Raw genomic sequence first — 11,727 nt, forward strand, 5'->3', positions numbered from 1 at the left:
CGGGTTCCCACGCTGCCGACGCCGACCACCCGCAACGCCACGTCGGTGACGCGGAAGTGCGACAGCAGCAGCGCGATGTCGGCGGGAACGGTGGACAGGTATTCCTGAATCGACTCCATCAGCACGGCTTCGGCGTCCTCGTCGACGTGCTGCAGAACCGGTGGCGCCTCGCGCAGCCGCGTCGTCCCGTCGGCGCCGATCTCGGTGAGCTGCTTGAAGACGCGCGCCGACGTCCGGCTGCGCGCCCGGGACGTCGTCTTCTGGATCACGCCGAGCAGGCCCTTGGACACGGTGCCGGCGTGCCGCTCCGGTTCCACGCGCAGGTAGTAGCGGTCCAGCACGTCCATCGCGAGCATCGCCTGCAGGCTGGTTTGGTAGCCGAGTAACGCCTGCCCGACGCAGCGGCGGATGGCCTTGGCGGGATACCCCGCGTGGCGCCCGCCGATGATCGCGCTGGTAATCAGGCGCTTGACGTCCCATTCCGCCGGGGCGACTGCGGCCTCATCGAAGTCGTTGAGGTCGAACACTATTGAGCGGTGCGGCGCCGCGTACATGCCGAAGTTGGACACGTGGGCGTCTCCGCAACACATCACTTCGATCCCGCTCGACGGGCTGGCGCCCAGGTCGGCGGCCATCACGGCGGCCGAGCCGCGGTAGAACGAGAACGGGTCGGCGAGCATCCGGGCGAACCGCAGCGGGACGAGTTCGCGCAGCCTCCCGGCGTTTTGGGCCACCAGGATTTCGGTGGCGGACTTCTGCGATGGTGTCAGCTGCGCGAGCGTGCGGCGCGGCACCATCTTGCGCAGCGCGCGGCCGCGCGCCTCGTCCTGGTCCGGGACCTCGAGATCGATCAGGCGTTCACGCAGCACCCGTTGCGGCATCCGCTCAGCATAGGTAGCTGTGCCGGGGCCGCGATGGGCTTTCGACTGCCCGCGAGTCACGCCGTCGCGATCAGCCCGCGGCGGCCACCCTGGCCCGCTCGGCCATCGAGGCGATCACGCCACCGTCGTTGAGGATGTCGGTGCCGGTGAGGTAACCCGCCTTGTCGCTGGCGCAGAACGCCAGCAGGTCGGCCATCTCCTCGGGCCGGCCCCACCGCGGGACGGCGGCGTTGGTGACCATCGCTCCGGCGCCGGCCTGTTCCTCGAGCCGGCCCATCTCGGTGTCGATGGAGCCCGGCGACACCGAGACGATGCGCAACCCGCGGGCGTTGAACCGCTCCGCCTGGGACTGGCTATACCACTTGACGAAGCTCTTGCTGACGGCGTAGGCGAGGCCGGGCCGCGCCTCCTCGGGCGCGATGTCGCAGGCCGTCGTCATCGCGGCCATGAACCCGTCGACGTCGCTCAGCGCAAGCGAAAAGCGGTCCACCGGAACCATTTCCGCGGGCAGCAGGTGAGCGGCCATCGATGCCACGTTGACGATCGCCGAGCCCTCGCCGGCCACCGCGTAGAACGCCTCGTTGACGTTGAGCGTGCCGAGCGCGTTGGTCCGCATCACATAGTCGGCCGTGCCCATGCTGGGGCTCACGCCCGCCGTGTGGATGACCGAGGCGAGCGTCCCGAGATTGGTTGCGGTGTCGAGCAGGTCGGCGACCGCCCGCCGGTCGGTCACGTCGCAATCGACGGCCGTGTGCGTCATTCCGAGTTCGTCGAGGGCGGCGGCCGCCGCGGCGAGCCGGTCCCGCCTGACGTCGCACAGGACGACGGTGTGGTCTCGTCCGACGACTTTGGCCGTGGCCAGGCCCATGCCGCCCGCGCCGCCCGTGATCACCGACACTTGATTCATATCTGGACGGTATACGGCGGGTGGCCGCGGGCAGTTAGGGGTCCGGCACCTGATGGTGGGGATGGCCGCTGTGGCGGATTGCCGTGCCGAAGAACGGCGCCCGCACGGTGGCCGCCAGATGCCGCCGGTTTCGGATCAGCGCGACGATGGCCACCGCGGTGTAGGCGCCGCAGAGCAGCAGCCGGCCATGGGTCGAGGCGATGGGGAACTGCACGACGAACAGGCCCAGCAGCGTGCACGCCGCGGCGCGGTGGAACCGCAGCGCCAACAGCAGCGCCACCCCCATCATGGTTTGGGTGGCCGTGAGCAACACTTCCTCCACCTGACGCTGGTCGAGCTGTAGCGAGAATCCGCCGCCGCCCAGCAGGTGGGCGACCGGCAGCGACCCGATCAGCAGCGTCCACTGGTTGACCTTGGAGGAGATCAGGGTGGCGATGGCCGCGGTGCCCTTGCCCCGGGCGGCGAAGATGGTCGCGACGATGAACTCCGGGGCCTCGGAAGCGAGCGGGGCGAGCCATTGAACCAGCAGGAAGCGGTCGATGCCGAGTTCGGTACCCGCGGCGACGAGGTTGTCGGCGAACGGCTTGGCGCACAACAGGATCACCGCGCCGGAGGCCAGGAAGAGCCCGACCACGACGATCCGCCGCCCGCGGTCGGGCAGCTCCCCCAGGGCGGCGGCGGTCCCGATCAGGTCGGGCTCCTCCACGTCGCCGTGGCTCACTTTGTAGAGGTAGAACCCGAACCACGCCAACAGCACCAAGCCCAGACCGAAGTGGATCTGGCCGCTCGCCGGTATCGCGAACGCGATGACGCCGGCGATCAGCAGGAATCCGAGTTCGACGCGATTGGTCGGTTGCAGCGCCAAGCCGGTGGCCTTCGCGTTGCCGGCCTTGCGCGCCACCACGATGCTGACCAGTACGACGACGGGCCAACCGAGACCCATCAGCAGCCGGTTGGACCCGGTCATGTTGGCGGCGGCGTATTGCGTGTAATCCGCGTTGTGGCCGGACACGTACGCGTAATACAGGTCGACGGCGTACTCGGGCAGCACCGCGATCAGCGCCAGCACCGCGGTCGCCATTCCGCCGGAGACATCGATCTGCGCGGCTTCGGCGGCCCAGGCCAGCAGGAAGCTGGCTGACACCACCGCGGCGCCGAAGGTGATGAGGGCGATGACCGGGTCGGGGTGCAACTCGGCGACGCGGATCACCAGCGCCGGTGCGACGAACGCCGCGGTGATCAGTCCGGACCGGGTCAGGGTGCGACGCCGGGAGCGTTCTGCCGTGGTGACCGCGGCGGGCCTGTCTGTGGCGAGCATCGTCATCCTTCGATACGGAGGGGTGGCGACTGTACCGACGTAGTGAGGTTAGGTTTGCCATGCCGAACCGCCTACCCAAGTTACCCGCGCTGCCCGTCGCCAGCAACGTGGTCGACAGCCGAAGATGGCTCGGCGCTGGCGATCATCTTTGCTGGCCAGGGCGGCGCCAGCGAAAAGTTAGGGCACCCAGATTCCGAAGTTTGGCAAACCTTTGGGCCCGGAATCAGGTTCCTACGCAGTACGACGAGCCGCGGGCGGGCGAGGTTCCCGCTATTTCCCAGGCCCCATGGCGGCGGCCGCGGCCTGGGCGAACAGTGCGACGGCTTGGTTGCGGGTTAGCGAGGCCAACATTTGTTCGGCGGCGCGCATCATGTCGCCGACCATCAGGGTCGGTCCGTTGCCCAGGTTCTCGAAGGCCTCGGCGATGACGTCCGCCACGGCGGCCGCGCCCGGCGGTACCTCGTCGAGCGAACCGATCTGCCCGCGGCTGTGTTCGAGTTGCCGCAGGGCGGGCGTATCGGTCTTCCCCAGGATGAGCCCCAGGACGTCGACCCCCTTGTCGTGCAACTCGGCCCACAGCGCCTCGGCGAAGACCATGTCGAACGCCTTCGACGCGCCGTAGGCCACCATGTTGGCCCCCCCGGCCAGGCCGGCGCCCGACCCGAACAGCACGATCCCGCCGCGCCCCCGCTCGACCATGCCGGCGGCGAAGTGGTGGCACAGCTGCATCGGCACCATGCAGTTGCGTCGCACCAGCGCCTCGGCGGTTTCGATCGGGTTGGCGAGAAACGGCTCGAAGTTCGGGTCGGCCCCCGCGCAGTACGCGAGGAAGCCGATCTCGAGGTCGGCTGTCGCCGCGGCGATCGCCGCCGCCGCACCCGGCTCGGCGAGATCGATGGCGAGGGTCCGCGTGGACGCCGACGTGTCGTCGCGGATCCTGGCCGCGACGTCCTCGAGGACGGCTTGCCGGCGGGCGATGAGCACCACGTTGACGCCGCGCTCGGCGAGGCCGCGGGCGAACGCCGCGCCCACCCCGTCTGAGGCCCCGGCCACCACCGCCCAGGGTCCGTACTTGGCTGCGAACGTCATCCGCCGGCCCCGACCGTCGTCAGGCGCACCTGGGTGTAGCGCCGGCGGGCGATGCGCCACCCGTCGGGGGTGCGCACGATCTCGTCGTCGTAGAAGCCGATCGCGTTGACGCCGGAGTCGTTGTCGGCGGCCATGATCAGGCCGTCGAGATAGGTGCGCGCCGTGGCCGTGTCGCCGTCGACCGTGATCGCCTGGTTGGTCAGGCGGTGCAGCGTGTGTCCCGCCAAAGCGTGCACCTGTGCCATGAAGTCCGTGGCGGCGTCGACGCCGGTCCACGACCCGATCACGCCGTAGTCGAGCTGGCAGTCCGCGGTGAACACCGTGCGAAACAGCGGCCAGTCGCGCCGGTCGATCCCGGTGGCGTAGCGCACCAGCAAGTCGGAGATGTCCTGGCGGTCATCACGTTCGGTCATGGCAGGTCTTCACCGCAGCGCGCAACACAGTTACTTTCTCGAATAGTCGATATAGACTCTCGAATGTTCGTCTCACTCTAAAGCGTGCGGCAGGGGAGTCAAGCCATTCGGGGAGCGACGTCTGCGCCGACCGCCCGGGTGCTCGACGTCGTCGAGCTCCTGGCCCGGTCTTCAAACGCGCGGCTGCGGTTCTCCGACATCGTGCGCGAGCTCGATCTCACGCAGGCGACGGCACACGCCATCCTCAAGACGCTGTGCGACCGGGGGTGGGCCAGCCGCGATCCGGTCGCCAAGACGTTCACGCTGGGCCCCGCGCTGGCCGTCGTGGCGGCGCGCACCGACACCGCCCGGCCGCTCGCGCATGCGGCCCGTTCCGCGGCCCTGCGATTGTCGCGGCAGATCGGCTACGGCTGCTCCGTGGTCGAGCGATTCGGGGATTCGTTGGTGGTCACCGCATTCGAGGGCCAGCCCGCCGCCCCACCGTCCGGAATCCCCGGCGACCGCATCCCCTACGCCCCGCCCTTCGGGGTGGCGCTCGCCGCCTGGGACGACGAGGAGGAACAACGCGCGTGGATCCGCCGTGGCGTCGGCAACAACCCCGATCGCACCCGGCGCCTGGAACGGGTGCTGCAGCACACCCGCGAGCGGGGATTCGACGTCGACTGGACCACGCCCGCGCTCGCCCAGGCGGTGCAGGTGGTCGGCACGTTGGACAGCGCTGAGATGCCCACGCCGGTGCGGCACATCGTGGATCAGTTGCTCGACGAGTTCACCACCATAGGGTTCCTCTCCGACGACAACCCGGGTCGCCGCAAGCAACCCGTGGTGACCATCGCCGCACCGGTTTTCGACGAACGACACGTCGCCCTCATGGTGGCCGTGCACCCGCTGTGTCCGTTGTCGGCGCGGCAGATCCGGGCCATCGGCAAGCAGTTGACCGACGAAACGGCGGCGATCAGCCTGGCCCCGCCTCGACCGGATGGGGTCGGCCGCGCGGTCTAGGCTCCGCCTATGGAACTGCGGCAGTTGCGCTACTTCGTGGCCGTCGCCGAGGAGCTGCACTTCGGCCGGGCCGCGCAACGCGTGCACATCTCCGGACCGGCCCTGTCGCAACAGATCATCGCGCTGGAGCGCGAGCTGGGCGCCGACCTGTTCGTGCGGGACCGGCGCAGCGTCCGGCTGACCGAGGCCGGACGCACCCTCCTTCCGGACGCGCGCCGGATCCTGTCGCTGGCCGACGACGCCAGGGCCCGGCTGCAGCGGGCGGGCGCGTGCAGCGCGCCGGTGCGCCTGGGCTACGTCAGCTGGCTTCCCGACGACATCACCACCCTGCTGGGGAGCGCGGCGGACCTGCGGCTCGACGACTGGGTGCTGCCGTCGCACGCCCAGGCCGACCGGGTGGCCGAGGGCACCCTCGACATCGCGCTGGCGTGGGTCACCGCGAGCCAGGCCGAGGAGCGGGGTCTGACGGCACACCTGCTGCGGACCGAGCCGCTGCACGCCGTCGGCCCGGGCCTCAGCTCGACGGAACCCATTGTGGCGCAACGGATCAGCGTGCTCGTAGACGCGGACGAGTCGGCATGGTCATCGTGGAATCGGTACGCCAAGGAGTTCGCCGCCGCCACCGGCGCCCGCGTCGTGTCCATCGACGACGGCGGCATCACCGGGGACGCGTTCTACGCCCACGTGCGCAGGATCGGCGCGGCCGTGCTCGCGTCACCGAAGCGCCACACCGTGGCCCTCCCGCCCAGCCTGGGTCAGCGTCCCGTCGCCGAACCGGTGCCGCTCTGGACGTGGTCGCTGCTGCACCGCCGGGACGACGACCGCACCGGGGTGCGCGGCGCCGTGGACGCGCTGCTGGCGGTCGCGCGTGCCCGCGACTGGCCGGCCCCTCCAGCCGTGCCGTGGTGGGCACCGTCCGACGACCCCCACCTGCGGTGAGAACTCGCACCGAACACTGGTAGGAGAGCGGTCCTGGACGGCGGGCCGGCGCTGCGCTTGGGTGAAGATAACGCGGCTCGGGAGGCGAAAAGTCATGGCACACAACCACGTCGTGGACGAGTTGGCCGAATTCGTCGTCGGCGCGCGGCCGACCGACCTGACGGGAGGGCCGCGCGCGCTGATGAAGCGCAACGTCCTCGACAGCATCGCCTGCGCGGTCGGCTCCCTGGACGGCGAACTCGTCGGGACGATCCGCGACCACACCGGCCAGTTCAGCGGCGTCCCCACCGCCACCTTGGTGGGCGGCGGACGCGCATCGGTGGACCAGGCCGCATTTTTCAACGCGGTGCTGGTGCGCTATCCCGACCTGCTCGACACTTATCTGACGGCCGGAGGCCTGTGCCATCCCGCCGACAACTTCGGTGCCGTGCTGGCCGTCGCCGAGCACACCGGCGCCAGCGGAGCCGATTTCCTGTTGGCGCTGGCGGTCGCCTACGAGGTGCAATGCCGGTTCAGTTCCCAGGTGCCGGTGATGGCGCGCGGCCTCAATCACGCGTTGCAGCTGTCGATCTCGGTCGCGGCCGGCACGGCCAAGCTGCTGGGGCTGAGCGTCGAGCAAACCGCCAACGCCATCGCGGCCGCCGCGACCGACAACGTGTCGTTGGCGACGGTGCACGCCGAACCGGTCTCGAATTGGAAGGGCATCTCACCGGCCATCACCGGCATGCGCGCCGTCTACGCGACCATGTTGGCCGCCCGTGGCGTCACCGGGCCGAAGCCGCTGTTCGAGGGCCCGCACGGCCTGGTGCAGCTGTTCGGCCAGCCCATCGACCTCGCGACCGGCGACCGGCGGCTCACCTGCGTGGAACAGACCTACCTCAAGCAGTACTGCTCCCTGATCCACGGGCAGGTGGTCATCGACGCGATCTTGGCCCTGCGCACCGAAAACGACCTGCGCGGTGCGGACGTCGCGCGGGTGACGCTCGAGGTCTTCCAGGGCGCATACGACTTCGCCGGCGGGGGAGCCTACGGCGGCAAGGACGACCCGCGCACCAAAGAGCAGGCCGACTACAACCTCAAATACCTCAGTGCGGTGGCGCTGCTCGACGGCGGGGTGGGCCCCGAACAGCTGGAAACCGACCGGGTCCTGCGCGACGACGTACAGGAGCTGTTGACGCGTGTCGCCGTCAAACCCGCCGCCGACCTGACCGCCGACTATCCGCAACGCACGGCGGCGCGGGTGCACCTGGAGACCCGCGACGGACGGGAATTGTCCCGCGAGCAAGCCGATTACGAGGGCTCCCCGACCCGGCCCATGTCGTGGGAACGCGTCGCGGAGAAGTTCGAGTGGCTGGCCGAACCCTTCTGCGACGAAACGTTGCGCGCGGAGATCGTCACGGCGGTCGATCGCCTCGACGAGATCCCCGTGGCCGACCTCGCCGCACTGCTCGGCGCGGCGAGCCCTGTGGCGCAACGGCCGCGCACCAAACCCCGGTTCTGACGTGCCGGGCGCGCCCCCTTGCATGGCCTGCTTCCGGCGGTGCGATGATCGGCCATGCGCAAAGATCAGGGCGGTAATCGGTGGGAGTTGGTCACCTGCGCGGTCGCGGGCCACGCCACCTATGCCCCCGACGAGCAGGACCTCGCCGCCCGGCTGAGCGGCACCACCGCACTGGGCGAAGTCTGGCGCTGCCTGCGCTGCGGTGAATTCACCGTGGGCTCACCGCACGGGCGGGGACGCGCCGAAGACGCGCCGATGATCATGCGCGGCAAGGCTTTACGTCAGGCCATCATCATCCGGACCCTCGCGGTCGAGCGCCTGTTCCGGGCGGTGGTGATCGCGCTCGCCGCGTACGCGGTGTGGAAGTTTCGCGGCGCGCGCGGCGCCATCCAGGCCACGCTGGAACGCGACCTGCCGATCTTCCGCGCCGCCGGATTCAAGGTCGATCAGATGACGGTCGTGCACGAACTGGAGAAGGCGCTGGCCGCCAAGCCGTCCACCCTGGCCCTGCTGACCTTGATGCTGGCCGCCTATGCGCTGCTGGAGGTCGTCGAAGGGGTCGGCCTGTGGTTGCTGAAGCGCTGGGGCGAGTACTTCGCGGTGATCGCCACCTCGGTGTTCCTGCCGCTGGAGGTTCACGACCTGTTCAGGGGCATCACGATGACCCGGGCGGTCACCTTCGCCATCAACGTGGCCGCCGTCGTCTACCTGTTGTTCTCCAAGCGGCTGTTCGGCCTGCGGGGCGGCCGCGCCGCCTACGACGAGGAACGGCGCGGCGAGCAGCTGCTCGACGTCGAGAAGGCCGCCGCCGGAACCTGACGCCGCACCGGGCCGCGACTGGTAAGAACAGAGCGATGGGCACTTATGCGGTCACCGGGTCGGCTTCCGGGATGGGCCACGAGACCGCGCAGCGGCTCAAGTCCGACGGACACACCGTGATCGGCGTCGACATCAAAGACGCCGATATCGTCGCGGACCTGTCGACGCCGGCCGGGCGCAAGCGCGCCGCCGACGGGGTGCTGGCGGCTGCGGGCGGCAAGCTCGACGGTGCGGTCCTGGCCGCCGGCCTCGGGCCCAGCCCCGGTCGAGAGCGGCTGCGCCAGATCGGTCAGGTCAACTTCTTCGGCGTCGTCGAGCCGCTGGTCGCCTGGCGGCCGGCCCTGGCCGCGGCCGAATCCGCGAAAGTCGTCGTCGTGGCCAGCAACTCGGCGACGACGGTGCCCCTTGTCCCGGCGCGAGCGGTCAAGGCCTTCCTCGCGCACGACGGCGACAAGGCGCTGCGATCGGTGCGGCCGTTCGGTCCGGCCGCGCCGACCATGATGTATGCGGCGTCGAAGATCGCCGTCGGTCGTTGGGTGCGGCGCCACGCGGTTCTGCCGGAATGGGCGGGCTCGGGAGTGCGCTTGAACGCCCTGGCGCCCGGAGCCATCATGACGCCGTTGCTGGAAGAACAGCTCGCGACGCCGCGGCAGGCCAAGGCCGTCCGGTCGTTCCCGGTCCCGGTGGGTGGCTTCGGCCAGGCGCGGCACATGGCCGACTGGATGTGTTTCATGCTGTCCGAATCGGCCGAATTCCTCTGCGGCAGCGTGATCTTCGTCGACGGCGGGACGGACGCGTATTTCCGCGCCGACGATTGGCCCAAATCGCTGTCCGCGCGTGGCTTGCCGGGCTACCTGCGACGTTTCCGAGGTTGGCGGAAACTGTGACCGCCGTCCCCCGCGCCGGGGGATGTGCGTCGCGCCACAATGCGGCTTTTCGCGGCGTTTACCGCGGCGCGGCGCATCGGTAAAGCGGGCCGGGTGCAATTCAATGAGTCGGCGCACAGGCCGAACAGGGAAGGGTCGAAACCGTGGCAACACTGCCGTCCTGGATCAGCCGGAGCCCTACCAATCTCGATGTGGTGACGCCGATCAAGGCGCGCGCCTGTGACGCGTTGCAGGTGGTGCTGCGCGGCAGCCCACGCCGTGCCCGCCCCACCGTGACGCTCATGCGGCCGGGCATGGAGCGCTGTTGACGGCACCGCGCCCTTGACCCGGCCGTGATCCGGCGCGGCCTCTACTACCGGTACCGCCTACTGTGGCGAAACCGCTGAGGCCGTTGCGCGTTCGCGCCGTCGGGCCCGCGAGGCGCGCAGATTGGCGGCGTTGCCACACGTCTTGACGTCGTGCCACACCCCGCTGTTGTTCTTGGAGCGGTCGTAGAACGTCGACCCACAGCGGTGGTTATGGCACTGCTTGACACGCCGCCAGGTATCGGCCTGCTGGCTCAGCAGGATCTCGCCCCACAGCGCCGAGGCAAGCCAGCGCCAGCCGGCGCCGCTGGGCTCCAACCGCACCGCACCGTCGTCGGAGACCGCGAGGGATGCGGTCACGGTGCTTCGTCCGATGGGCGCCTCGCCGGCCACCAGCGAATCGAGCGTGCCCCGCAACGCGCGCAGCTTGGTCAGGTCGTTGTCGTCGAGCTCCGGCGGCGGCAACTCCTCGCCGCGGGCGGCCGACCAGTTGCGCACCGCGCCCTCGACCCAGTCGCGCGCGAGGGCGGTGTGGGCGAGCAGGTCGGGGCCATATCTCGCGATCCCCCTCGTGTTGAGGAAATCCTGGACCAGCCCGAGGCCGCCGGGCGCCGGGATGAGGCCGTACCGCTGTGACGCAGTCCATGGAATAGACATAACTAAAAGATACTTGCCTATGTCGTCACCGGCAACTACCGTGACAGAAACAAAATTGGTTTACCTAAGTCAGGAGTGCGGATCATGGTCAACATCAAGGGGTCGACGGTCGTGGTTACCGGCGGACAGCGCGGACTCGGCAAGGCCGTCGTGGACGAGTTGTTACAGCGCGGCGCGGCCAAGGTCTACGCCACGGCGCGGGCGCCCAAGCCCATTGCAGACCCGCGGGTGGTCAGCGCCGAGTTGGACGTTACCGATGCGGAATCCGTTGCGGCACTGGCGGCGTCGGCTTCGGACGTGGACATCGTCATCAACAACGCCGGCGTGCTGGGGGCGCGGTCGTTGCTCGACAGCGACATCGACGAGGTGCGTGCGGTGTTCGAGACGAACTACTTCGGGGCGCTGCGGGTCGCGAAGGCGTTCGCGCCGATCCTGGCCGGCAACGGCGGCGGAGCCCTGGTCGACATCGCGTCGATCCTGTCCTGGATGCCCGGCTCCGGCGGGTACGGAGACTCCAAGGCGGCGCTGTGGTCGGCGACCAATTCGCTGCGCATCGAACTCGAGAAGCAGGGCACCCTGGTGGTTGCGGCGCACCTCAGCTTCACCGACACCGACATGACGTCCGGCTTCGACGCCCCGAAGAACGACCCGCGGCAGGTGGCGCGCGCGATCGTCGACGGCATCGAACGCGACGACGCCGAGGTGCTGGCCGACGACGACACCCGCTACGTCAAGGCGGCGTTGTCCGGACCGGTCGAGGCGCTGCCCCGGATGCCGTGAACCGCCCGTACGCATGAAGGTCTGCCCGAAGGCAGATCCCCGTCGTAAGACGGTGGGTCAATCAGGCCCTTGCGGATGGCCTCGCCCAAAAATGGGCTTGCTGCACTTCGGGCAGACCACCGGGTTGCCCCGGCACCCCTACGTTCGCACCGCGCCGGCCCCGCCTCGCCCCCGAGGTGACCTTAGGCCGAAGCATTGGGGACCTTCGGCCGTCGAAGGCGGGGCCGCC

The 11,727-nt window shown here is 69.6% G+C and carries 13 protein-coding genes; 7 read left to right on the plus strand and 6 right to left on the minus strand.

Features of this window, described 5'->3' with window-relative positions; translation table 11 throughout:
- From A5713_RS11060 to A5713_RS11080, 5 genes are all read right to left on the minus strand, one after another.
- A partial coding sequence (locus A5713_RS11060; RefSeq protein ID WP_156751845.1) for a DUF2252 family protein occupies nt 1-881 on the minus strand: 881 nt, incomplete at its 3' end.
- 70 nt (nt 882-951) lie between these two features.
- Nucleotides 952-1,788 (minus strand): SDR family oxidoreductase, encoded by an 837-nt coding sequence (locus A5713_RS11065; protein WP_082972896.1) that lies wholly within the window; start codon nt 1,786-1,788, stop codon nt 952-954.
- 34 nt (nt 1,789-1,822) lie between these two features.
- The gene (locus tag A5713_RS11070; protein ID WP_068095453.1) at nt 1,823-3,112 is read right to left on the minus strand and encodes a sodium:proton exchanger; all 1,290 of its coding nucleotides are present in this window, start codon (nt 3,110-3,112) and stop codon (nt 1,823-1,825) included.
- Nucleotides 3,113-3,376: 264 nt separating this feature from the next.
- On the minus strand, nt 3,377-4,195 hold the full coding sequence (locus A5713_RS11075) for an SDR family NAD(P)-dependent oxidoreductase (protein WP_068095455.1): 819 nt from the start codon (nt 4,193-4,195) through the stop codon (nt 3,377-3,379).
- A complete protein-coding gene (locus A5713_RS11080) occupies nt 4,192-4,608 on the minus strand; it encodes a nuclear transport factor 2 family protein (protein ID WP_068095457.1) in 417 nt (138 codons plus the stop codon). Before A5713_RS11080 ends, A5713_RS11075 begins: the two co-directional genes overlap by 4 nt.
- Nucleotides 4,609-4,746: 138 nt before the next feature.
- Between A5713_RS11080 and A5713_RS11085 the strand changes: the two genes are divergently transcribed.
- From A5713_RS11085 to A5713_RS28715, 6 genes are all read left to right on the plus strand, one after another.
- A complete protein-coding gene (locus A5713_RS11085; protein ID WP_068095459.1) occupies nt 4,747-5,610 on the plus strand; it encodes a helix-turn-helix domain-containing protein in 864 nt (287 codons plus the stop codon).
- 9 nt (nt 5,611-5,619) lie between these two features.
- Nucleotides 5,620-6,549, plus strand: coding sequence for a LysR family transcriptional regulator (locus tag A5713_RS29530; protein ID WP_068095461.1), 930 nt, complete (start codon nt 5,620-5,622; stop codon nt 6,547-6,549).
- A gap of 112 nt (nt 6,550-6,661) precedes the next feature.
- Entirely contained in the window at nt 6,662-8,050 is a 1,389-nt protein-coding gene (locus tag A5713_RS11095) for an MmgE/PrpD family protein (protein ID WP_082972897.1), read from the plus strand.
- Between the two features lie 54 nt (nt 8,051-8,104).
- Complete coding sequence (locus A5713_RS11100; protein WP_067924238.1) at nt 8,105-8,869, plus strand: DUF2127 domain-containing protein; 765 nt, start codon at nt 8,105-8,107, stop codon at nt 8,867-8,869.
- Between the two features lie 35 nt (nt 8,870-8,904).
- Nucleotides 8,905-9,756, plus strand: coding sequence for an SDR family oxidoreductase (locus tag A5713_RS11105; RefSeq protein ID WP_067924237.1), 852 nt, complete (start codon nt 8,905-8,907; stop codon nt 9,754-9,756).
- Between the two features lie 143 nt (nt 9,757-9,899).
- Nucleotides 9,900-10,064 (plus strand): hypothetical protein, encoded by a 165-nt coding sequence (locus A5713_RS28715; RefSeq protein ID WP_197509250.1) that lies wholly within the window; start codon nt 9,900-9,902, stop codon nt 10,062-10,064.
- A gap of 57 nt (nt 10,065-10,121) precedes the next feature.
- On the opposite strand, the gene A5713_RS11110 is transcribed toward A5713_RS28715, so the two are convergent.
- Nucleotides 10,122-10,718 (minus strand): CGNR zinc finger domain-containing protein, encoded by a 597-nt coding sequence (locus tag A5713_RS11110; RefSeq protein ID WP_231980350.1) that lies wholly within the window; start codon nt 10,716-10,718, stop codon nt 10,122-10,124.
- A gap of 84 nt (nt 10,719-10,802) precedes the next feature.
- Here A5713_RS11110 and A5713_RS11115 point away from each other — a divergent pair, with 84 nt between their 5' ends.
- The gene (locus tag A5713_RS11115; RefSeq protein WP_068095467.1) at nt 10,803-11,498 is read left to right on the plus strand and encodes an SDR family oxidoreductase; all 696 of its coding nucleotides are present in this window, start codon (nt 10,803-10,805) and stop codon (nt 11,496-11,498) included.
- The last annotated feature ends 229 nt before the right edge of the window (nt 11,499-11,727 follow it).

Source organism: Mycobacterium sp. E2497 (genome assembly GCF_001668695.1).
In the GTDB taxonomy this organism is placed as follows: Bacteria; Actinomycetota; Actinomycetes; order Mycobacteriales; family Mycobacteriaceae; genus Mycobacterium.

What these genes read in the sequence shown, in the direction of transcription:
- A5713_RS11065 (WP_082972896.1), bottom strand. Translation starts at nt 1,788, where the DNA reads ATGAATCAAGTGTCGGTGATCACGGGCGGCGCGGGCGGCATGGGCCTG.
- A5713_RS11070 (WP_068095453.1), bottom strand. Translation starts at nt 3,112, where the DNA reads ATGACGATGCTCGCCACAGACAGGCCCGCCGCGGTCACCACGGCAGAA.
- A5713_RS11075 (WP_068095455.1), bottom strand. Translation starts at nt 4,195, where the DNA reads ATGACGTTCGCAGCCAAGTACGGACCCTGGGCGGTGGTGGCCGGGGCC.
- A5713_RS11080 (WP_068095457.1), bottom strand. Translation starts at nt 4,608, where the DNA reads ATGACCGAACGTGATGACCGCCAGGACATCTCCGACTTGCTGGTGCGC.
- A5713_RS29530 (WP_068095461.1), top strand. Translation starts at nt 5,620, where the DNA reads ATGGAACTGCGGCAGTTGCGCTACTTCGTGGCCGTCGCCGAGGAGCTG.
- A5713_RS11100 (WP_067924238.1), top strand. Translation starts at nt 8,105, where the DNA reads ATGCGCAAAGATCAGGGCGGTAATCGGTGGGAGTTGGTCACCTGCGCG.
- A5713_RS11105 (WP_067924237.1), top strand. Translation starts at nt 8,905, where the DNA reads ATGGGCACTTATGCGGTCACCGGGTCGGCTTCCGGGATGGGCCACGAG.
- A5713_RS11110 (WP_231980350.1), bottom strand. Translation starts at nt 10,718, where the DNA reads ATGTCTATTCCATGGACTGCGTCACAGCGGTACGGCCTCATCCCGGCG.
- A5713_RS11115 (WP_068095467.1), top strand. Translation starts at nt 10,803, where the DNA reads ATGGTCAACATCAAGGGGTCGACGGTCGTGGTTACCGGCGGACAGCGC.